16 protein-coding genes are annotated in these 21,299 nt (G+C 54.0%); 7 read left to right on the top strand and 9 right to left on the bottom strand.

Annotated elements, in window-relative coordinates; translation table 11 throughout:
- The first annotated feature begins 138 nt into the window (after positions 1 to 138).
- Positions 139 to 963, top strand: a complete 825-nt coding sequence (locus tag GYRE_RS11325; protein WP_038255338.1) for a MurR/RpiR family transcriptional regulator — start codon at positions 139 to 141, stop codon at positions 961 to 963.
- Positions 964 to 1,299: 336 nt separating this feature from the next.
- Positions 1,300 to 2,409 (top strand): SDR family oxidoreductase, encoded by a 1,110-nt coding sequence (locus GYRE_RS11330; RefSeq protein ID WP_006818495.1) that lies wholly within the window; start codon positions 1,300 to 1,302, stop codon positions 2,407 to 2,409.
- A gap of 62 nt (positions 2,410 to 2,471) precedes the next feature.
- Here GYRE_RS11330 and eno read toward each other — a convergent pair whose 3' ends face one another.
- From eno to rlmD, 5 genes are all read right to left on the bottom strand, one after another.
- Complete coding sequence (gene eno / locus GYRE_RS11335) at positions 2,472 to 3,770, bottom strand: phosphopyruvate hydratase (RefSeq protein WP_006818494.1); 1,299 nt, start codon at positions 3,768 to 3,770, stop codon at positions 2,472 to 2,474.
- Positions 3,771 to 3,849: 79 nt separating this feature from the next.
- A complete protein-coding gene (gene pyrG, locus GYRE_RS11340) occupies positions 3,850 to 5,487 on the bottom strand; it encodes a glutamine hydrolyzing CTP synthase (protein WP_006818493.1) in 1,638 nt (545 codons plus the stop codon).
- Between the two features lie 224 nt (positions 5,488 to 5,711).
- The gene (mazG, locus tag GYRE_RS11345; RefSeq protein ID WP_038255340.1) at positions 5,712 to 6,503 is read right to left on the bottom strand and encodes a nucleoside triphosphate pyrophosphohydrolase; all 792 of its coding nucleotides are present in this window, start codon (positions 6,501 to 6,503) and stop codon (positions 5,712 to 5,714) included.
- 16 nt (positions 6,504 to 6,519) lie between these two features.
- Entirely contained in the window at positions 6,520 to 8,754 is a 2,235-nt protein-coding gene (gene relA, locus GYRE_RS11350; RefSeq protein WP_038255342.1) for a GTP diphosphokinase, read from the bottom strand.
- A gap of 51 nt (positions 8,755 to 8,805) precedes the next feature.
- Positions 8,806 to 10,104 carry a 23S rRNA (uracil(1939)-C(5))-methyltransferase RlmD gene (gene rlmD, locus GYRE_RS11355; RefSeq protein ID WP_038255344.1) on the bottom strand — a complete coding sequence of 433 codons (1,299 nt, stop codon included), beginning with the start codon at positions 10,102 to 10,104 and terminating at the stop codon, positions 8,806 to 8,808.
- A 57-nt stretch (positions 10,105 to 10,161) separates the two neighbouring features.
- Here rlmD and barA point away from each other — a divergent pair, with 57 nt between their 5' ends.
- A complete protein-coding gene (barA, locus tag GYRE_RS11360; protein WP_038255346.1) occupies positions 10,162 to 12,915 on the top strand; it encodes a two-component sensor histidine kinase BarA in 2,754 nt (917 codons plus the stop codon).
- 12 nt (positions 12,916 to 12,927) lie between these two features.
- On the opposite strand, the gene GYRE_RS11365 is transcribed toward barA, so the two are convergent.
- From GYRE_RS11365 to syd, 4 genes are all read right to left on the bottom strand, one after another.
- A complete protein-coding gene (locus GYRE_RS11365; protein WP_006818488.1) occupies positions 12,928 to 13,371 on the bottom strand; it encodes a flavodoxin in 444 nt (147 codons plus the stop codon).
- A gap of 14 nt (positions 13,372 to 13,385) precedes the next feature.
- Complete coding sequence (gene truC / locus GYRE_RS11370) at positions 13,386 to 14,168, bottom strand: tRNA pseudouridine(65) synthase TruC (RefSeq protein WP_006818487.1); 783 nt, start codon at positions 14,166 to 14,168, stop codon at positions 13,386 to 13,388.
- Positions 14,168 to 14,497 carry a YqcC family protein gene (locus GYRE_RS11375; RefSeq protein WP_006818486.1) on the bottom strand — a complete coding sequence of 110 codons (330 nt, stop codon included), beginning with the start codon at positions 14,495 to 14,497 and terminating at the stop codon, positions 14,168 to 14,170. The genes truC and GYRE_RS11375 overlap by 1 nt, the downstream gene beginning before the upstream one ends.
- Before the next feature lie 637 nt (positions 14,498 to 15,134).
- Complete coding sequence (syd, locus tag GYRE_RS11380; RefSeq protein WP_038255348.1) at positions 15,135 to 15,680, bottom strand: SecY-interacting protein; 546 nt, start codon at positions 15,678 to 15,680, stop codon at positions 15,135 to 15,137.
- 68 nt (positions 15,681 to 15,748) lie between these two features.
- On the opposite strand from syd, the gene queF reads away from it, so the two are divergent.
- The 4 genes from queF to GYRE_RS11400 all read left to right on the top strand — a co-directional run bounded on the left by queF (position 15,749) and on the right by GYRE_RS11400 (position 21,229).
- The gene (gene queF, locus GYRE_RS11385) at positions 15,749 to 16,594 is read left to right on the top strand and encodes an NADPH-dependent 7-cyano-7-deazaguanine reductase QueF (RefSeq protein WP_038255351.1); all 846 of its coding nucleotides are present in this window, start codon (positions 15,749 to 15,751) and stop codon (positions 16,592 to 16,594) included.
- A 115-nt stretch (positions 16,595 to 16,709) separates the two neighbouring features.
- On the top strand, positions 16,710 to 18,074 hold the full coding sequence (ppnN, locus tag GYRE_RS11390) for a nucleotide 5'-monophosphate nucleosidase PpnN (RefSeq protein WP_038255352.1): 1,365 nt from the start codon (positions 16,710 to 16,712) through the stop codon (positions 18,072 to 18,074).
- A gap of 446 nt (positions 18,075 to 18,520) precedes the next feature.
- Positions 18,521 to 19,810, top strand: coding sequence for an HAAAP family serine/threonine permease (locus GYRE_RS11395; protein WP_038255355.1), 1,290 nt, complete (start codon positions 18,521 to 18,523; stop codon positions 19,808 to 19,810).
- A gap of 51 nt (positions 19,811 to 19,861) precedes the next feature.
- On the top strand, positions 19,862 to 21,229 hold the full coding sequence (locus GYRE_RS11400) for an L-serine ammonia-lyase (RefSeq protein WP_006818481.1): 1,368 nt from the start codon (positions 19,862 to 19,864) through the stop codon (positions 21,227 to 21,229).
- Positions 21,230 to 21,299 lie beyond the last annotated feature (70 nt).

Raw genomic sequence — 21,299 nt, forward strand, 5'->3', positions numbered from 1 at the left:
ATTTTTACCACACAAATTTATTAAAGTGAAAATTACCACCAATAACCTGGAAGCCGATCATACTTTTTTAAAATGACTGGCGTGATTACCCCCGTTTCCGCCACACTATCCGACAAAGAAACGCATAAAGGACCCGGCATGTCAGAAAATGAAAACCTGCTGCTCAGACTGCGACAGAGCATCAGCGGCTACAGCCCGACGCAGCAGAAGCTGGGCGAGTTTGTGCTGAACGACCCGGCAAAAGTGTTGTATCTGACGATAACCGAGCTTGCTCGCGAGAGTAAAACCAGCGAAGCCAGCGTGACGCGGCTATGCCGTGTGCTGGGGTGTAAGGGATATAACGAATTTAAAATGGCGCTGGCGCTGGATATTCAGAGCAGCCAGCCGCAGCAGCCTTCCGGGGATAAGATTGATTCAGTGGTGAACGAATCCGTGCTGGCGCTGCAGGACACGGCAAAACTTCTTGACCGCAGCATGCTCGAAACCGCGGCACAGTCACTGCATCAGGCGCGTTCGGTGCAGATTTACGGCGTGGCGGCGAGCGCTATTCTGGGTGATTACCTGCACTATAAACTGCTGCGTTTCGGTAAGCCGGCGCAGCTCTTTAGCGATATGCACCGCGCGGCGATGAATGCCACCACCCTCAGCAAAGAGGATCTAGTCGTTGCTATCTCCAGTTCTGGTTCAACGCGTGATTTGCTGCACGTGGTTAAACTTGCCCGTAAGCGCGGTGTGCAGGTGCTGGTACTGAGCAACACCCCAAGCAGCCCGCTGGCATCGTTAAGCGATATGCTCCTGGTCGCCGCCAAACCGGAAGGACCGCTGAGCGCGGGAGCTATGAACGCCAAAGTCGGTGTGATGTTGTTGATCGAACTGCTGACCACTTCACTTATTTCTTTAAATAATGAATACAGCGACATAAGTCAGCAAACCGCTAGCGCCACATTACCGTTGTTATTGTAATGTTATTAAACGCAGGTGACTTTTCCCGTGACCTGCGTTTAATAAAAATGCTGATTTCTCATGTAACAAATCATTTTTAATTTTACAAATAGAATTGTTTTATTTTGCTTAAAAAAACGAAATCAACAAAATAAATCACATAAAAATCATTAAGTTATTTATTTTTTAATTTACTACGGAATTTTATTCACTCGACTAATGTCAAATATCGTCCCGCATTTTTCCTTACCTTAAAATTAGCTTAAGAAACCATCAAACCCGCCTTCATTTTATTTACATGCCGTTTAATTAAGCGCGCCTAAAATCCGCCTCACTAACCATGATGAGATAGCTTGCATGAATACATTATTCATTACCGGGGTGACAGGATTCCTTGGCGGGGCAGTATTAGAAAAAATCCTCAATAGCAATCAGCACATGGATTTGTTGCTTCTGGTACGCGCGAATGACCCACTATCTGGCCTTGAGCGGGTACGGGACAATATGCGTAAATTCAATATCAGCGAGGAGATCCTCCAGCGTTTAACGCCTGAGCAGATCCTGCTTGGCGATCTGGGCAATCCGGAGGATTTTCTTGCCGACTCGCGCCTCGATAAAGTTACCCACGTGCTTAACTGCGCGGCGGTGGCTTCTTTCGGCAACAATCCGCTTATCTGGAAAGTCAACGTCGAAGGCACGCTGGCCTTAGCCCAGCGCATGGAAAAAGTAGCCGGGCTGCAGCGTTTCCTGCACGTGGGTACCGCCATGTCCTGCACGCCGGAGCCAGACTCGCTGGTCGCGGAGAGCGCTGAGCTGCGTGAGAACGCCGAGCATCTGGTTGAATACACGCATTCCAAATCCACCATCGAACGCCTGATGCGCGAGCAGTGCCCGAAATTACCGCTGCTGATTGCCCGCCCTTCCATCGTGGTCGGTCACACCCGTCACGGCTGTCAGCCTTCCAGCAGTATTTTCTGGGTATTCAGCATGGGTCTGATGCTGCAGAAATTCATGTGCTCCATGGAAGACCGCATTGACGTGATCCCGGTAGATTACTGTGCAGATGCCATGCTGTTGATGCTGGAAAGCTCACTCGCCAGCGGTGAAGTGGTGCATATTTCTGCCGGTGAAGAGAACAGCGTGAAGTTTGCAGATATCGACAACGCAATGGCTCAGGCGCTTGAGAAAGCCCCGGTTGGCGATAAGTATGCTCAAGTAAGTTATGAAACGCTGGTGAAGATGCGCCGCGAGCTGAAACATATCTTTGGCCCATGTAATGAGCGTCTGATGCTGAAAGCCATGCGTCTGTACGGTGCCTTTGCCACGCTTAACGTGCGTTTCAGTAACGACAAGCTGCTGAGTATCGGGATGCCGAAGCCGCCGCGTTTTACCGACTATATCGCCCGCTGCGTACAAACCACTCAGGGGTTATCGATTCCCCAACAAATGGCCGTAGATTTTAAATAATCGCTCCAAAAAAAATGCCAGTCTCGCGACTGGCATTTTTCATTTCAGATTAAGGAAGGCGATTATGCCTGGCCTTTAATCTCTTTACGACCGTTGTACGGTGCTTTTTCACCCAGCGCTTCTTCGATACGAATCAGCTGGTTGTATTTAGCAACGCGGTCAGAACGGCTCATGGAACCGGTTTTGATCTGGCCTGCAGCGGTACCAACAGCCAGGTCGGCAATGGTCGCATCTTCAGTTTCGCCAGAACGGTGAGAGATAACGGCAGTGTAGCCAGCATCTTTCGCCATCTTGATAGCAGCCAGAGTTTCGGTCAGAGAACCGATCTGGTTGAATTTGATCAGGATGGAGTTAGCGATGCCTTTATCGATACCTTCTTTCAGGATCTTGGTGTTGGTTACGAACAGATCGTCACCAACCAGCTGGATTTTGTCGCCCAGTACTTTGGTCTGGTATGCGAAGCCGTCCCAGTCAGATTCGTCCAGGCCATCTTCGATGGAGACGATCGGGTACTGTTTGGTCAGCTCTTCCAGGAAGTGAGTGAACTCTTCAGAGGTGAACGCTTTGTTGCCTTCGCCAGCCAGAACGTATTTACCGTCTTTGTAGAATTCAGAAGCTGCGCAGTCCATCGCCAGAGTGATGTCTTTGCCCAGCTCGTAGCCTGCTGCTTTAACCGCTTCAGCAATAACAGCCAGTGCTTCGGCGTTAGAGCCCAGGTTCGGCGCATAGCCACCTTCGTCACCAACAGCGGTGTTCATGCCTTTAGACTTCAGCACTTTCGCCAGGTGATGGAACACTTCAGAACCCATGCGTACAGCTTCTTTCAGGCTCTTCGCGCCAACCGGCTGAATCATGAATTCCTGGATATCAACGTTGTTGTCTGCGTGCTCACCGCCGTTGATGATGTTCATCATCGGAACCGGCATAGAGAATTTGCCCGCAGTACCGTTCAGCTCAGCGATGTGCTCATACAGCGGCATGCCTTTGGAAGCAGCAGCAGCTTTAGCAGCAGCCAGAGAAACGGCCAGAATGGCGTTCGCACCGAAGTTAGATTTGTTTTCAGTACCGTCCAGATCGATCATGATCTTGTCGATATTGGCCTGGTCTTTAGCATCTTTACCAGTCACTGCCTGAGCAATCGGGCCGTTAACCGCAGCAACTGCTTTCAGTACGCCTTTACCCAGGAAGCGGGATTTGTCGCCATCGCGCAGTTCCAGCGCTTCGCGGGAACCAGTAGAAGCACCTGACGGAGCAGCTGCCATACCGACGAAACCACCTTCCAGGTGTACTTCGGCTTCAACAGTCGGGTTACCACGGGAGTCGATGATTTCACGACCGATGACTTTAACGATTTTGGACATTAGATTTTCCTCAGTACAAGTTAAACTAAAACTCCAGACAAACAACGCCCCTCGTGGGGCGTTGTCGTGCTAACTTTTCTTACTTCTCCTGACGCTTCTGGTACTCGCCAGCGGCTTTCACAAAGCCAGCAAACAGCGGATGCCCATCACGCGGCGTAGAAGTAAACTCCGGGTGGAACTGACAAGCGACGAACCATGGGTGGTTCGGTACTTCAATGATCTCGACCAACTGATCATCCCCGGAACGGCCCGCAACGCGCAGGCCCGCAGCTTCAATTTGTTTCAACAGCAGGTTGTTAACTTCGTAACGGTGACGATGGCGTTCGGTAATAACCGGCGCACCGTACAGCTTGCGAACCAGACTATCGTCAGACAGCTGGCAAGCCTGCGCACCAAGACGCATAGTGCCGCCGAGGTCGCTTTTCTCGGTACGAACTTCAACGTTACCTTCTTCGTCACGCCACTCGGTAATGAGCGCCACAACCGGGTACTTACAGTCTGGCACAAATTCCGTTGAGTTGGCGTTTTCCATGCCAACCACGTTACGTGCGAACTCCATCAGCGCAACCTGCATACCCAGGCAAATACCCAGATACGGAATATTGTTTTCACGCGCATAGCGTGCGGTGGCAACCTTGCCTTCTACACCGCGGTAACCGAAGCCACCTGGGATAAGAATAGCATCAAGACCTTTCAGAATTTCGACACCACGTGTTTCAACATCTTGCGAATCGATCAATTTGATGTTGACGGTCAAGCGGTTCTTCAGGCCACCGTGCTTCAGCGCTTCAATCACTGATTTGTAGGCATCCGGCAGTTCAATGTACTTGCCGACCATACCAATCGTGACTTCCCCTGCCGGATTAGCTTCTTCATAGATAACCTGCTCCCATTCGGCCAGGTTAGCTTCCGGACAGTTCAAGCTGAATCGTTTACAAATATAATCGTCAAGGCCCTGTGATTTCAACAGGCCCGGGATTTTATAAATGGAATCGACGTCTTTCAGAGAAATAACGGCTTTTTCAGGAACGTTACAGAACAAAGCAATCTTGGCGCGTTCGTTGGCCGGAACGGCACGATCGGAGCGGCAAATCAGGACATCCGGCTGAATACCGATAGAAAGCAGTTCTTTAACGGAGTGCTGCGTCGGTTTGGTTTTCACTTCGCCGGCTGCAGCCATGTACGGCACCAGCGTCAGGTGCATATACAGGGTGTGTTCACGGCCGACTTCGACCGCCATCTGCCGAATCGCTTCAAGGAACGGCAGGGATTCGATATCACCCACGGTACCGCCAATCTCAACCAGCACCACGTCGTGGCCTTCGCCACCTGCGATGATGCGCTCTTTGATAGCGTTAGTGATATGCGGAATAACCTGTACGGTCGCGCCCAGATAGTCGCCACGGCGCTCTTTGCGCAGAACGTCTGAGTAGATACGGCCGGTGGTGAAGTTGTTGCGGCGTGTCATCTTGGTGCGAATGAAACGCTCATAGTGACCCAGGTCCAGATCGGTTTCAGCGCCGTCTTCAGTAACGAACACTTCCCCGTGTTGGATTGGGCTCATGGTACCCGGATCGACGTTGATGTACGGATCCAGCTTCATGATGGTCACATTGAGGCCACGGGCTTCAAGAATGGCTGCGAGGGAGGCTGCGGCAATGCCTTTACCCAGAGAGGATACGACCCCGCCGGTCACAAAAATATAGTTCGTTGTCATGCTGAACCTGAGAAGTTAGGGTGAAACGATGGAATAACCAGGACGGGAAAGTAGTATACCCGAACACGACGAGCGCCACAAACTTTCATTCTTCCACCTCTTCAGCAGGTTCACATAATTTCAGGGAGTGAGAAAATAGCCGCTTTTGAGTAATTGTTTTTGACGCAAATCAAGCGCTTGTCATTTTAAAAATCACACAAATCGCGCTTGAAGTGCAAAAGTCGTTAGAGATCAGTTTCCTGGCGTTTTACTTCCTGCCACACCGCTTCCATGGTATCGAGGTCAACGCCGGTCATTTCCAGGCCTCGCTCGGCAACAATCCTTTCCACTTCGCGGAAACGACGCTCAAATTTGAGGTTCGCTTTTTGTAACGCTACCTCGGCTTTTACCCCCAGATGGCGGGATAAATTGACCGTGGCGAACAGCAGATCGCCCATTTCCTCTTCGAGCTTAGCCTCATCCACCACCGCCTGCTGTGCTTCGTGCATGACCTCATCAATCTCTTCATGCACTTTGTCGAGCACCGGGCCCAGCGATGTCCAGTCGAAACCCACGGCAGAGCAGCGGCGCTGAATTTTATGCGAGCGCATCAGCGCCGGCAGGCTGTGCGGAATATCATCCAGCGCAGAGTGCTGAGATTTTTCAGCTCGCTCAGCGCTTTTGATTTGCTCCCAGCGCGCCAGTACCTCAGTGCTGTTTTCCGCCGTCGTATCACCGAAGATGTGCGGATGGCGGCGCTCTAACTTTTCGCTGATAGCGCGGCAGATATCGTTAAAGTCAAAACGCCCTTCTTCCTGCGCCATCTGCGCGTAGAACACAACCTGGAAGAGCAGATCGCCAAGCTCACCGCGCAAATCGTCAAAATCTTCGCGGGCGATAGCGTCGAGCACTTCGTAAGTCTCTTCCAGCGTGTAGGGCGCGATAGTGGCAAACGTCTGCTCTTTATCCCACGGACAACCGTTTTCCGGGTCACGCAGGCGCTGCATAATGCCAAGCAGGCGGTCGATTTGAGTCATGGTTCTTCCTTAAATTTTAACTTCCGTGCAGACGGCGAGCGTCAATCACGTCCGGCACCTGGTTCAGTTTACCGAGCACGCGGCCCAGCACCTGCAGGTTATAAATTTCAATCGTCATGTCGATGGTCGCCAGCTGCTGTTTGGTATCGCTGCGGCTGGCAACGCCAAGGACGTTCACCTTCTCGTTGGCAAGAATCGTGGTGATGTCGCGCAGCAAACCGCTGCGATCGTTCGCCACCACGCGCACCACCAGCGAGTAGCCCGCAGAGTAGCTCTCCCCCCACACCGCCTCAACAATACGTTCCGGCGCATGAGACTGCAGCTCTGCCAGCTGGTCGCAGTCGGCACGGTGCACCGAAATACCTCGCCCCTGAGTGATGAAGCCAACGATCTCGTCGCCAGGAATCGGCTGACAGCAGCGGGCGATGTGGTGCATCAGGTTACCAACCCCTTCAACCACAACCCGTCCATCGTCTTTCTTGCGGTTGCTTTGCGGCGCGTAAGTCTTCTGCTGAAGCTGTTTCAGCGCGGCGGCATCCTGCTCCGCAGCGCTGGGTTTGTTGAACTGCGACTGCAGGAAGTTAACCATCTGGTTGAGACGGATATCACCGCCACCGATGGACGCCAGCAGCTCATCCACTTCGTTAAAGTTGTAGCGCGGCAGCAGGTGTTTTTCTGCTTCCTTCAGGCTGATGCCCAACCGTTCCAGTTCGTCATCAAGGATCTGACGCCCGGCAAGGATATTTTTATCTCTGTCCTGTTTACGGAACCAGGCGTGAATTTTCGACCGTCCACGGCTGGTGGTGATATATCCGAGGTTCGGGTTCAGCCAGTCGCGGCTTGGGTTCGGCTGCTTCTGGGTGATAATTTCAATCTGATCGCCCATCTGCAGCTGATAGGTAAACGGCACGATACGCCCGCCTATTTTCGCCCCGATGCAGCGGTGCCCAACGTCACTATGAATATGGTAGGCAAAGTCGAGCGGCGTGGAGCCGGCAGGTAAGTCCACAACATCGCCCTTCGGCGTAAAGACGTAGACCCGATCGTCAAACACCTGGCTGCGCACTTCGTCGAGCATCTCGCCGGAGTCGGCCATCTCTTCCTGCCAGGCAATCAGCTTACGCAGCCAGGCGATACGGTCTTCATACCCGGAGCGCAAGCCGCTTGCTGCCCCCTCTTTGTACTTCCAGTGCGCGGCAACGCCGAGTTCGGCATCCTCGTGCATCTGACGGGTACGAATTTGAATTTCAACGGTTTTACCGCCCGGCCCCAGCACCACAGTATGGATAGACTGATAACCGTTGGGTTTTGGGTTGGCAACGTAGTCGTCGAACTCGTCCGGCAAATGACGGAAGTGAGTATGCACTATCCCCAGCGCGGCGTAGCAGTCCTGCAGACGCTCAGCGACAATACGCACGGCGCGGACGTCAAACAGCTCGTCAAAAGCGAGGTGCTTTTTCTGCATTTTGCGCCAGATGCTGTAGATATGCTTCGGACGACCGTATACCTCGGCTTTCACCCCTTCCTCTTTGATAGAAGAGCGGAGCTTACCGACGAATTCATCAATGTAGTACTCCCTGTCGAGACGGCGTTCGTGCAGCAGTTTCGCGATGCGTTTGTACTCTTCCGGATGCAGATAGCGGAAGCAGTAGTCTTCAAGCTCCCATTTGAGCTGACCAATGCCGAGACGGTTCGCCAGCGGCGCGTAGATATTGGTGCACTCTTTTGCCGCCAGCACGCGCTCATCTTCCGGAGCGTCTTTTACCTCGCGCAGATGTGCCAGCCGCTCGGCGAGCTTAATGACCACGCAGCGGAAATCGTCGACCATCGCCAGCAGCATCCGGCGAACGTTGTCGACCTGCTCTGAAGAAACGGAATCATTGTGAGTGGCTTTTAACTGACGAATTGCCGCCATGTCGCGCACGCCATGGATAAGCGCCACAACAGATTTACCAAAATGCTCCTGGATGGCCTCTTCCGTTACGGCGCCGCTGTCAACCAGCGGGAAAAGCAGTGCCGCGCGCAGCGTGTCGCTGTCCATGCTGAGCATTGACAGGATCTCCACCATCTCAACCCCGCGCCACAGCAGCAGGTCGGCGTCAGCATGTCCTTCGGTTTGCTCACGACAATAGGTCCATGTCTCGGCTAAGCGTTCACACGTCTGCTGGCTGGTGTTACCCAGGCTCGCAATCCACTTTTGCGGATCAAATTCGCCAGCTTTATTTATATGTGCACTTCTTACCGCAACCATTGTCCTCTCCTTTTGGGACCGGGCCTGGCGAATTCGACAAGCCTTGATTCATTAAATGTGCTCGAACAACACCATCGACTCCAGGTGCCCTGTGTGCGGGAACATATCCAGCATCGCCAGACGCCCAATCCGATAACCCGCCTGCAATAGCGCCTCGCTGTCTCGAGCAAGCGTTGCCGGGTTACAGGAAACATAGACCACACGTTTCGGTGCAAGTTTGATTATGTGCTGCATTACGCCTGGCGCACCGGCACGCGCCGGATCGAGCAGGACCTTATCAAAGCCGTGCTGCGCCCACGTTTGCCGGGTAACATCTTCCTCCAGATTTTCGTGAAAGAAGGTCACATTGTGTAAATGATTCAACGCCGCGTTCTGCTGCCCTTTCTCAACCAGAGCAGGTACCCCTTCGACCCCCACCACCTCAGCGGCACGCTGGGCCAGCGGGAGCGTAAAGTTACCCATTCCGCAGAACAGGTCGAGCACGCTATCGTCTGGCTGAACATCGAGCCAGGACAGCGCCGTCGCAACCATTTGCTGGTTCACGTTGTCGTTTACCTGGATGAAGTCGCGCGGACTGAACGTTAAGCGTAGACCGTTTGACGTATACCATGGCGTTTCACCATACACGTGCTCCAGTATCTCGCTTTGCGGGGCCAGATACAGCGCAAGTGCGTGAGTATGCGAAAAGCGTTCCAGTTTTTCTTTGTCGGCAGCAGGCAGCGCTGCCGTATGGCGTAGCACCATCAGCGGGCCGTTATCGGCCAGCACCAGCTCGACGTGGCCCAGCTGACGAGCAGATTTCAGGCTACTCAGACATTCCCGCAGCGGTGCGAGCAGCGCCTCAAGTTGGGGCACCAAAATGGGGCATTGCCCCACATCGATGATGTCGCTGGCATTGGCTTTACGAAACCCCATCTGCAGTTGCTGGGTTTTCGGCTGGTAATTCAGGCTGAGACGCGCCCGACGACGATAGCCCCAGGGCGTTCCGGCAATCACTTCATCAACGTCATGTTTCATCAGACGCGCAAGCGCTGCCCGCTTGCTGCGCTGCTGCAGGTCAACAGAGGCATGTTGTTGCTGGCAGCCGCCGCAGGTTCCGAAGTGCCGACATTTCGGCTTTTCACGCTCCGGGCTATCATTTAGTCGACGTTTTACCTGTGCGCGGGCATACTGCTTTTTATCTTCGGTGAGCGTCACCTCCGCGCTTTCCTGCGACAGTAAGCCACTCACAAACAGCGCTTTTCCGTTATGGCGGGCCACGCCCTGACCGAAGGGATCGAGGTCATTGACCGTCACGGTTATGATCTGGCGCGTCGTCACGCGCCGTTTTGCAGAGTAGAATTGCGCCATTGTAGAGATTTGTCTCGAACGTACATATTGACTCACATTCTCCCATAACGGAACTCCATGACCAACTACAGCCTGCGTGCTCGCATGATGATTCTGATCCTGGCACCGACCGTACTGATTGGTTTGCTGCTCAGTATCTTCTTTGTGGTACACCGCTATAACGATCTACAGCGTCAACTGGAAGACGCCGGAGCCAGTATTATTGAACCTCTCGCGGTTTCAAGCGAGTACGGCATGAACCTGCAAAATCGTGAGGCCATTGGCCAACTGATTAGCGTTCTGCATCGCCGCCATTCCGATATTGTGCGGGCGATTTCAGTGTACGACGAACACAACCGTCTGTTTGTTACCTCCAACTACCAGCTGGATCCGGGTCAGCTACAGTTGCCAAAAGACGCGCCCTTCCCACGAAGGTTGAGCGTGGCACGCCACGGCGACATTATGATCCTGCGCACGCCGATAATCTCCGAGAGCTATTCTCCTGATGAATCGCCAGAGTCTGACGCCAAAACTCCGGTCAACATGCTGGGCTACGTGGCACTGGAGCTCGATCTCAAGTCGGTACGTCTGCAGCAGTACAAAGAGATTTTTATCTCAAGCGTCATGATGCTGTTCTGTATCGGTATTGCGCTGATATTTGGCTGGCGGCTGATGCGTGATGTAACCGGCCCAATCCGAAATATGGTCAATACCGTTGACCGCATCCGCCGGGGGCAGCTCGACAGCCGCGTCGAAGGTTTTATGCTCGGCGAACTGGATATGCTGAAAAACGGCATCAACTCGATGGCGATGTCGCTTGCCGCCTATCACGAGGAGATGCAGCACAACGTTGACCAGGCGACCTCCGATCTGCGCGAAACCTTAGAGCAGATGGAGATCCAGAACGTTGAGCTGGATCTGGCGAAAAAGCGCGCCCAGGAAGCCGCGCGAATCAAATCCGAATTCCTGGCCAATATGTCTCACGAGCTGCGTACACCGCTTAACGGGGTGATTGGTTTCACGCGCCTGACGCTGAAAACTGACCTCACCACCACTCAGCGCGATCACCTGAACACCATCGAACGCTCGGCGAATAATCTGCTGGCTATCATCAACGACGTGCTGGACTTCTCCAAGCTGGAGGCCGGGAAGCTCATTCTTGAGAGCATCCCGTTCCCGCTGCGTAACACCCTTGATGAGATTGTCACTCTGCTGGCGCATTCGGCGCACGACAAAAACCTTGAGCTGACGCTTAACATCAAAAACGATGTGCCGGACAACGTCATTGGCGATCCGCTGCGCCTGCAGCAGGTGATCACCAACCTGGTGGGAAATGCCATCAAGTTTACCGAAAGCGGTAATATCGACGTTCTGGTTGAGAAGCGCGCACTCAGCAATACCAAGGTGCAGATTGAAGTACAGATCCGCGATACCGGCATTGGTATTCCGGAGCGCGACCAGTCGCGGCTGTTCCAGGCGTTCCGTCAGGCCGATGCCAGTATCTCCCGCCGCCACGGCGGTACCGGGTTAGGCCTCGTCATTACCCAGAAGCTGGTAAAAGAGATGGGTGGCGATATCTCATTCCACAGCCAGCCTAACCGCGGCTCCACCTTCTGGTTCCACATAAACCTCGATCTCAATCCGAACGTCGTTTCCGATGGCCCGTTAACCGATTGTCTGGTCGGTAAGCGTCTGGCCTACGTTGAAGCCAACGCGGCGGCGGCGCAATCGACGCTGGATCTGCTGGCCACTACGCCGCTCGAGGTGGTTTACAGCCCGACGTTCTCGGCGCTACCGCAGGATCACTACGACATCCTGCTCATCGCCATTCCGGTGTCGATGCGCGATCTGGATGCGCACTATGACAAGCTCGCTATCGCGCGTTCGATGACGGATTACCTGCTGCTGGCGCTCCCTTGCCACGCTCAGGTCAGCGCAGAGATGCTCAAACAAAACGGCGCAGCCGCCTGTCTGCTAAAACCGTTAACCGCCACTCGTTTGCTTCCGGCGTTGACGGCCTATGGTCGTCACAGTCAGCCAGTACCACCGCTGTTGGTGGATAACAACAAGCTGCCGATGACGGTTATGGCGGTGGACGATAACCCGGCAAACCTGAAGCTCATCGGCGTACTGCTTGAGGATCAGGTGCAGTACGTTACGCTTTGCGATAGCGGTAAGCAGGCCATCGAGCGCGCTAAACAGATGCAGTTGGATCTGATCCTGATGGATATTCAGATGCCCGATATGGACGGCATTCGTGCCTGTGAGCTTATCCGCCAGCTACCACACCAGCAGCAGACGCCGGTGATTGCGGTCACCGCCCACGCGATGGCGGGGCAAAAAGAGAAGCTGCTGAGCGCCGGGATGAACGACTATCTGGCAAAGCCGATAGAAGAGAGCAAACTGCGCAACCTGCTGCTGCGCTACAAGCCCGGCTACAACGTATCTAACGCTCTGACGTCGCAGGAAGCCCCGGAGCCCACCGTCAACATCAACGCGACGCTCGACTGGCAGCTGGCGCTGCGTCAGGCGGCTGGAAAGCCGGATCTGGCGCGAGAAATGCTGCAGATGCTGGTGGCGTTCCTGCCGGAGATCCGTAACAAAGTTGAAGAGCAGTTAGTCGGCGAAGCGCCGGAAGGGCTGATTGATGCCATTCACAAACTGCACGGCAGCTGTGGTTACAGCGGCGTGCCGCGGCTGAAAAACCTGTGCAATCTGATTGAGGGGCAGCTACGCAATGGAACCCCGGCGGATGAACTGGAGCCGGAGTTCCTGGAATTGCTGGACGAGATGGATAACGTTACGCGCGAAGCGCGTCGGTTAATTGACTGACGGCGCTTACCGTCAGCTGAGGAGCGTCGCCCACTGTTCAACCCACGGGTTGGAGACGCTTTCCGGCTCCGGATCTTCGCTGGCATCAATCATCAACATGTCACCAATCCGCTGGGCGCCCTGCTCCTGCAGCAGGGCGTCAAAGCGTTTGCCGCCACCGCAGAAATTCGCGTAGGTGCTGTCGCCAAGCGCAATAATGCCGTAGCGCATATGCGGCTGATACATATCTTTGATCCCCTCATACAGCGGGACGATGCTGTCCGGCAGATCGCCCTGCCCGGTTGTCGAAGTGACCACCAGCGCGTATTTCCCGGTGTACGACTCCCAGTCGCCCACCTCAGGATCTTCATAGACCGTCGCCTTATGGCCAAGACCCGTCAGGATGGTTTCTGCCTCTTCGGCAACCAGCAGCGCGTTTCCGTACATCGTGCCGACAAAAATACCAATCTCCGCCATGATTCACTCCCTGTTTAACGTTTAATTAACTCATCCTGACCGCTGACAGCATTAAACTCAACCCTTTCATTTATCGGGAGAAGCCCGCGCCAGCCAAAGTGTGACAGCGCCTGCATCCAGACGCTGTCGAACCCGGCGTGCAGCGTTAAAGGTTCGTGAGTAAAAGGATGGGTCAGGCTGAGGGAGCTCGCATGCAGCATCAGGCGATGACAGCCGAAATGCTCGGCCGCACTGCGGTTCTGGCGCAGGTCACCGTGCTTGCTGTCGCCAATAATGGGGTGACGAAGGTGGCTAAGATGGCGGCGCAGCTGATGTTTACGCCCGGTTTTCGGTTCCAGCTCGACAAGACCATAGCGGGTTGTCGGGTAGCGACCCGTAGCCACCGGCATTTCTACCGTTGCCAGGCCACGATAATGGGTGACCGCCGGTTGCGGATCTTTATTCTCACGGGCGAACTTATCGGCGATTTTATCGAGCTCTTCCACCAGCGGGTAGTCCAGCACCGCGTCGTCGGTCAGCCAGCCGCGTACGACCGCATGGTAGCGTTTCTGGATCTGATGTTGCTCGAACTGCTGCGACAAACGTCGTCCGGCCTCGCTCGACAACCCCATCAGCAGAACGCCCGAGGTAGGGCGATCGAGACGATGAGCGGTAAACACGTGCTGGCCAATCTGGTCACGCACGGTCTGCATGACCACCACTTTTTCATCGCGATCGAGCCAGCTACGATGCACCAGCCAGCCCGACGGTTTGTTGACCGCTACCAGCCACTCGTCCTGATAGATAATTTCCAGCATCAGGCGCTACCGTCCGGGAACAGCGCATCGAGCGCCACCAGCTCGGGCAGAATATGCTCACGCAGAGGGTGGCTGGCATCCAGCGCAATTTCGTAATACGGCGCTACCGCGAAACTCGTCGGTAGCGGCTGAGCGTTATCCAGCAGTTGATGCATACGTGGGATAAGTACCCACTGCAACCACTCAAGCGGCTCGAGGGTATCCATGCAAAACGGCTGATCGCTCAAAAATGCGCTCTGCGCCGGTGCGGTTTCCTGCCAGTGCTGGTGCAGGCGCAGTACCGTTTCGATGGCGCGCAGTTGGGTGCGTACGTTGTCGTGAAGCGTCATGAGAACCTCGGAAGCATAAAATCTGGCGCGAAGAATAGCACTGGTGGAGGAAAAACAAAAAAAGGGAGCACTGTTTACACAGTGCTCCCGGTTCGTTTCGCAGCATTCCGGCTACTTTTGGTGCTCCCTGCTCATCCTTGACAACTTTTCCTGAGGGTCTCCTGACCCGTGTTCATCCGTAAACCAGTGCATCCTGCTTCGCACCACCCCGATGCGAAATTGCTAATCCCTGAGCAAATCCTTTGATCTTCCTGATCCACCGAACATCCCGACCGGCTCTCGTTCTCCCTCCTGGAGGTGTCCTTTAACGCGTTCCTGCGTTGTCCACTTGCTTCATCCTAAAGCCTTTCCCTGCAGCACCGTCCTGGTGTGTTCCTGAAACGTCATCATCCTGATGTTCGTTTCTCTGTGCGACTTCCTGTCGACGTACATAGAATCTCTTATTCCGTATCGTCTTACAAGCCCACTCCAGGACAAATACCCAGAGTCTATTTCATTCGAAAGTGAAAAGTTATTACCTTAACTTATTGAATTTGTTCGAATGAGTGCGTCAGACGTCCTACGCGGCTTACCCTTGTCCAGGCGATCTCTCACAGTGCGTGTAAGAGATCTCTCACAAGGTCTGTAGCAAACTGGATTACAGAAGAGGCTCAAGTTGATTGAGAAAGCTCGCAAGAGAGGGAGCCAGCACCGTGCGATTGCGCGTTCCGAGGGTCTCTTTGATGACTTCGCCTGAGATATTACAGACCGAAATCACGTCCAGTTCGCTCGCCAGGGTGGCAATGAACAACGTCGGAGAGAGCTTCAGACGTTTTTGCGTTACCAGATGACCAATCAGATTTTCCTGTACCCGACGAAAGTCGTCCGGACTCCAGGTCTGTAGTAACGTCAGCGATTCGCCGGCAAACCGGGCATGCATATCGCCCGCGTACTGAGTGGTATAATAACTATGAATCGGCTGTTGTACCACAATGTCCATTGCACGTTCAACCGCATTTAGGTTCTGCTCAAGATCAAAGGGTTGTGGCTGCCAGTACACTGCATCCTCAGTGCTGGAAATAATGCAGGGCGACGGCACGCCGTGCAGATCTTCACTGAGCGGCCAGCTATCACGAGCCTGATGCCATGCCTCACAATAACGTTGGGTAAACGCCTGCAGCGCTTCTGCGGTCTGATTTGCCACCGATTTCTCTCTTCTCTTTAGCCAGGGTACACTTGCGCGATAGTGTACCTGCTTTATAACGGTGAAACATGTCCTCTTACGAAAATCATCAGGCGCTGTCGGGGCTGACGCTCGGCAAAGCCACCGACTACCGCGACATCTACGATGCCAGCCTGCTGCAGGGCGTGCCCCGTAGTCTGAACCGCGATCCGCTCGGTCTGCATGCCGATAGCCTGCCTTTTCACGGCGCGGATATCTGGACGCTCTACGAACTGTCATGGCTTAACGCTCGCGGCCTGCCGCAGGTGGCAGTCGGCCACGTTGAGCTTAGCGACAGAACGGTAAACCTCATTGAGTCAAAGAGCTTTAAGCTCTATCTCAACAGCTTCAACCAGACGCGTTTTGCAAGTCAGGAAGAGGTGCGAGACACTCTGGAGCGCGATCTCAGCGCCTGCGCACAGGGCAAGGTGAGCGTCGCGTTGTACCAGTTGGATGAAATTGAAGGGCAGCCGATAGCTCACTTCCACGGTACCTGCATCGATAATCAGGATATCGAAATCGATAACTACCAGTTCAGCACCGACTACCTGGAGAATGCCGCCAGCGGCAAAGTGGTGGAAGAGACGCTGGTCAGCCATCTTTTGAAATCAAACTGCCTGATTACCCACCAGCCTGACTGGGGGTCCGTGCAAGTTCAGTATCGCGGGCCGAAAATCGACCGTGAAAAGCTGCTGCGTTATCTGGTGTCGTTCCGCCACCATAACGAGTTTCACGAGCAGTGTGTCGAGCGCATTTTCAATGACATCCAGCGCTTGTGCCAGCCCGAGACCCTGAGCGTTTATGCACGCTACACGCGTCGCGGCGGTCTGGACATCAACCCGTGGCGCACCAATACCGACTTTGTTCCCGCCACCGGACGTCTCGTCCGTCAGTAATCAATTCTTACTCAACAGGCGCGGAAATAGTCCGCGCTTCCCCTTGTAGAAACAGATCCGGCAAGGCTATTGTAATCCATAGGGAAAGACGATACTTGTCCCGTAAGGAGTTCACTTGATTACACATATTAGCCCGCTTGGCTCTATGGATATGCTATCGCAGCTGGAAGTTGACATGCTAAAAAGCAACGCCAGCAGCGATTTGTATCAACTGTTTCGCAACTGCTCACTGGCTGTACTTAACTCCGGTAGTCTGACCGATAACAGTAAAGAGCTACTTTCTCGCTTCGAGAGTTTTGATATCAACGTGTTACGTCGTGAACGTGGCGTAAAACTGGAACTTATCAATCCGCCGGAAGAGGCATTTGTCGACGGACGTATTATTCGCTCTTTGCAGGCCAACCTGTTCGCCGTACTGCGCGATATTTTGTTCGTTTACGGACAAATTCATAACACCGTTCGCTTCCCGAATCTGGATCTCGAGAGCTCCACCCATATCACTAACCTGGTATTCTCGATTCTGCGTAACGCCCGTGCGCTGCACGTTGGCGAGGCACCGAGCATGGTGGTGTGCTGGGGTGGCCACTCTATCAACGAAAATGAGTACCTTTACGCCCGCCGCGTCGGAACCCAACTGGGCCTGCGCGAGCTGAATATCTGCACCGGCTGTGGTCCTGGTGCGATGGAAGCGCCGATGAAAGGTGCCGCCGTCGGTCACGCGCAGCAACGATACAAAGAAGGTCGTTTCATTGGTATGACCGAACCTTCTATCATTGCCGCCGAGCCGCCTAACCCGCTGGTGAACGAACTCATCATCATGCCGGACATCGAAAAACGCCTTGAGGCGTTTGTACGTCTGGCTCACGGGATAATCATCTTCCCGGGTGGGGTCGGAACCGCAGAAGAGTTGCTGTATCTGTTGGGTATTCTGATGAACCCAGCCAACAAAGACCAGGTACTGCCGCTCATCCTCACCGGCCCGAAAGAAAGCGCCGACTACTTCCGCGTACTCGATGAATTTATCGTTCATACGCTGGGGGAAAGCGCGCGTCGCCACTATCGCATTATCATCGACGATGCGGCAGAGGTTGCTCGCCAGATGAAGAAAGCCATGCCGCTGGTGAAAGAGAACCGCCGTGATACCGGTGATGCTTACAGCTTCAACTGGTCGATTCGTATTGCGCCGGACCTGCAACAGCCGTTTGAGCCGTCGCATGAGAATATGGCGAACCTGAAGCTCTACCCCGACCAGCCGGTGGAAGTGCTGGCCGCCGACCTGCGCCGCGCCTTCTCTGGCATCGTGGCGGGGAACGTTAAACAGGTAGGCATTCAGGCGATTGAGAAGTATGGTCCGTACAAAATCCACGGTGACAGCGAAATGATGCGCCGCATGGACGATCTGCTGCAGGGATTTGTGGCTCAGCACCGCATGAAACTCCCGGGCTCTGCCTACATACCATGTTACGAGATTTGTTCCTGATAACACCCTCAGGGCGGCGAAAAAGCCGCCCTTCTCTTTTCTTACCTAAACTTTCCGAAACGACCAGTTATCATTCTGATAAAAGTTCTATTTATCACTAAAAAGCGTGATAAACCGTCTAAAAACGCCACTTCCGTCACTTTTCCCAGTTTAAAAATCGCTTTGCCATCAAGGCACTACCTCTGTATATCCCGTTTCCAGCGACATTTGCGCCAATAAAATTCTATGTGTTTTTAATTTTTAGGTTGATGGTCTAAGAACAGACACATTGATAGTATAATATCGCAATTGAGATCGCGATCACTGATACATTGACAACTTGAATGTATCTTTCCGCCCATTAATAGTGACAGGTGAAAACTACAAAAAAACCGTTGTTGAGCGGATTTTTAATCATTGTTAGCAGTTTATTAAATAGATTCGATTGATTCCTCCAGGAGATACAGATGGAAAACACTCAAACCAGCACCATTGCTTCGGTAGAAACCCGAAGCGCATGGCGTAAAACGGACACCATGTGGATGCTGGGCCTTTACGGCACTGCTATCGGCGCGGGCGTTCTGTTCCTGCCGATTAACGCCGGTGTAGGCGGTATGATCCCGCTTATCATCATGGCAATCCTTGCTTTCCCGATGACGTTCTTCGCACACCGCGGCATGACCCGCTTCGTGCTTTCCGGTAAAAACCCGGGCGAAGACATCACTGAAGTAGTTGAAGAACACTTTGGCGTTGGCGCAGGTAAAATCATCACCCTGCTGTACTTCTTCGCTATCTACCCGATCCTGCTGGTTTACAGCGTGGCAATCACCAACACCGTAGACAGTTTCATCACCCACCAGCTGGGTATGACTGCTCCGCCGCGTGCTATCCTCTCCCTGATCCTTATCATCGGCATGATGACCATCGTGCGCTTCGGTGAGAAAATGATCGTTAAGGCGATGAGCATCCTGGTGTTCCCGTTCGTTATCGCTCTGATGCTGCTGGCGCTGTACCTGATCCCTGAGTGGAACGGTGCTGCACTGGAAACCCTGTCTTTCAGCAGCGCAGCATCTACCGGCAAAGGCCTGTGGCTGACCCTGTGGCTGGCTATCCCGGTGATGGTGTTCTCCTTCAACCACTCTCCGATCATCTCCTCCTTCGCGGTAGCGAAGCGTGAAGAGTACGGCGACGGTGCAGAGAAAAAATGTTCCAGCATCCTGGCCCGCGCGCACATCATGATGGTTATTACCGTGATGTTCTTCGTGTTCAGCTGCGTACTGAGCCTCTCCCCGGCAGACCTGGCTGCGGCAAAAGATCAGAACATCTCTATCCTGTCTTACCTGGCAAACCACTTTAACGCACCGTTGATTGCGTGGATGGCTCCTATCATTGCGATGATTGCTATCACCAAATCCTTCCTCGGCCACTATCTGGGCGCACGTGAAGGCTTCAACGGTATGGTTATCAAGTCTCTGCGCGGTAAAGGCAAGACCATTGAAATCAACAAACTGAACAAAATCACCGCGCTGTTCATGCTGGTGACGACCTGGGCAGTAGCGACCCTGAACCCAAGCATCCTGGGTATGATTGAAACCCTGGGCGGCCCGGTTATCGCGATGATCCTGTTCCTGATGCCGATGTACGCGATTCAGAAAGTACCGGCAATGCGTAAATACAGCGGCCACATCAGCAACGCCTTCGTTGTTATCATGGGCCTCATCGCTATCTCCGCAATCTTCTACTCTCTGTTCAGCTAATCCCCCGCGCCGCCTTCAGGCGGCGCCAATCTTTTCAGGAATGGACGCATTATGATCAGCGTATTCGATATTTTCAAAATCGGCATTGGTCCTTCCAGCTCCCACACCGTTGGGCCAATGAAAGCGGGCAAGCAATTCACGGACGACCTGATTGCACGCGGGATCCTCAATGATGTAACCCGCGTAGTCGTCGACGTGTACGGCTCGCTCTCCCTGACCGGTAAAGGTCACCACACCGATATCGCCATTATCATGGGCCTGGCGGGTAACCTGCCGGACACCGTCGATATCGATGCTATCCCGGGCTTTATTCAGGACGTGAACACTCACGGCCGACTGCTGCTGGCAAACGGTCAGCACGAAGTCGAGTTCCCGGTTGACCACTGCATGAACTTCCACACCGACAACCTTTCTCTGCATGAGAACGGTATGCGCATCACTGCGCTTAGCGGTGAAAAAGTTGTTCACAGCAAAACCTATTACTCCATCGGCGGCGGCTTTATTGTCGACGAAGAACATTTTGGTCAGTCCAACAGCGCGCCGGTAGAAGTTCCTTACCCGTACAGCTCTGCGGCTGATCTGCAGCGCCACTGCCAGGAATCCGGACTGTCACTCTCCGGCCTGATGATGAAGAACGAGCTGGCGCTGCACAGCAAAGAAGAGCTGGAACAGCACTTCGCCAGCGTCTGGGAAGTCATGCACAGCGGTATCGAGCGTGGCATCACCACCGAAGGCGTGCTGCCGGGCAAGCTGCGCGTTCCGCGCCGTGCCGCCGCGCTGCGCCGCATGCTGGTAAGCCAGGACAAAACCACCAGCGATCCAATGGCGGTTGTTGACTGGATCAACATGTTTGCCCTCGCGGTAAACGAAGAGAACGCTGCCGGTGGCCGCGTAGTGACTGCACCGACTAACGGCGCCTGTGGCATCGTTCCGGCCGTGCTGGCGTACTACGACAAGTTCATCCGTGAAGTGAACGCCAACTCACTGGCACGCTACATGCTGGTGGCAAGCGCTATCGGTTCACTGTACAAAATGAACGCCTCTATCTCTGGCGCAGAAGTCGGCTGTCAGGGTGAAGTCGGTGTTGCCTGCTCCATGGCGGCGGCAGGCCTGGCTGAACTGCTGGGCGGTAGCCCGATGCAGGTGTGCATTGCCGCGGAAATCGGCATGGAACATAACCTGGGGCTGACCTGCGATCCGGTTGCCGGACAGGTACAGGTACCGTGCATCGAACGTAACGCCATTGCCGCAGTAAAAGCGGTCAACGCCGCACGTATGGCACTGCGCCGTACCAGCGAGCCGCGCGTATGTCTCGATAAAGTTATCGAAACCATGTACGAAACCGGGAAAGACATGAACGCCAAATACCGCGAAACCTCACGCGGTGGTCTGGCGATGAAGATTGTCACCTGCGATTAAGCCCCCTCAGATGCCTCGTTTTGCGAGGCATCTTCCTGATTATCCGCACCTACATAGCCTCCTGCCGCTC

Source organism: Yokenella regensburgei ATCC 49455 (assembly GCF_000735455.1).
GTDB lineage: Bacteria > Pseudomonadota > Gammaproteobacteria > Enterobacterales > Enterobacteriaceae > Yokenella > Yokenella regensburgei.

Coding starts and splice junctions, on each gene's coding strand:
- GYRE_RS11325 (WP_038255338.1), top strand. CDS start 139: ATGTCAGAAAATGAAAACCTGCTGCTCAGACTGCGACAGAGCATCAGC.
- GYRE_RS11330 (WP_006818495.1), top strand. CDS start 1,300: ATGAATACATTATTCATTACCGGGGTGACAGGATTCCTTGGCGGGGCA.
- eno (WP_006818494.1), bottom strand. CDS start 3,770: ATGTCCAAAATCGTTAAAGTCATCGGTCGTGAAATCATCGACTCCCGT.
- pyrG (WP_006818493.1), bottom strand. CDS start 5,487: ATGACAACGAACTATATTTTTGTGACCGGCGGGGTCGTATCCTCTCTG.
- mazG (WP_038255340.1), bottom strand. CDS start 6,503: ATGACTCAAATCGACCGCCTGCTTGGCATTATGCAGCGCCTGCGTGAC.
- relA (WP_038255342.1), bottom strand. CDS start 8,754: ATGGTTGCGGTAAGAAGTGCACATATAAATAAAGCTGGCGAATTTGAT.
- rlmD (WP_038255344.1), bottom strand. CDS start 10,104: ATGGCGCAATTCTACTCTGCAAAACGGCGCGTGACGACGCGCCAGATC.
- barA (WP_038255346.1), top strand. CDS start 10,162: ATGACCAACTACAGCCTGCGTGCTCGCATGATGATTCTGATCCTGGCA.
- GYRE_RS11365 (WP_006818488.1), bottom strand. CDS start 13,371: ATGGCGGAGATTGGTATTTTTGTCGGCACGATGTACGGAAACGCGCTG.
- truC (WP_006818487.1), bottom strand. CDS start 14,168: ATGCTGGAAATTATCTATCAGGACGAGTGGCTGGTAGCGGTCAACAAA.
- GYRE_RS11375 (WP_006818486.1), bottom strand. CDS start 14,497: ATGACGCTTCACGACAACGTACGCACCCAACTGCGCGCCATCGAAACG.
- queF (WP_038255351.1), top strand. CDS start 15,749: ATGTCCTCTTACGAAAATCATCAGGCGCTGTCGGGGCTGACGCTCGGC.
- GYRE_RS11395 (WP_038255355.1), top strand. CDS start 18,521: ATGGAAAACACTCAAACCAGCACCATTGCTTCGGTAGAAACCCGAAGC.
- GYRE_RS11400 (WP_006818481.1), top strand. CDS start 19,862: ATGATCAGCGTATTCGATATTTTCAAAATCGGCATTGGTCCTTCCAGC.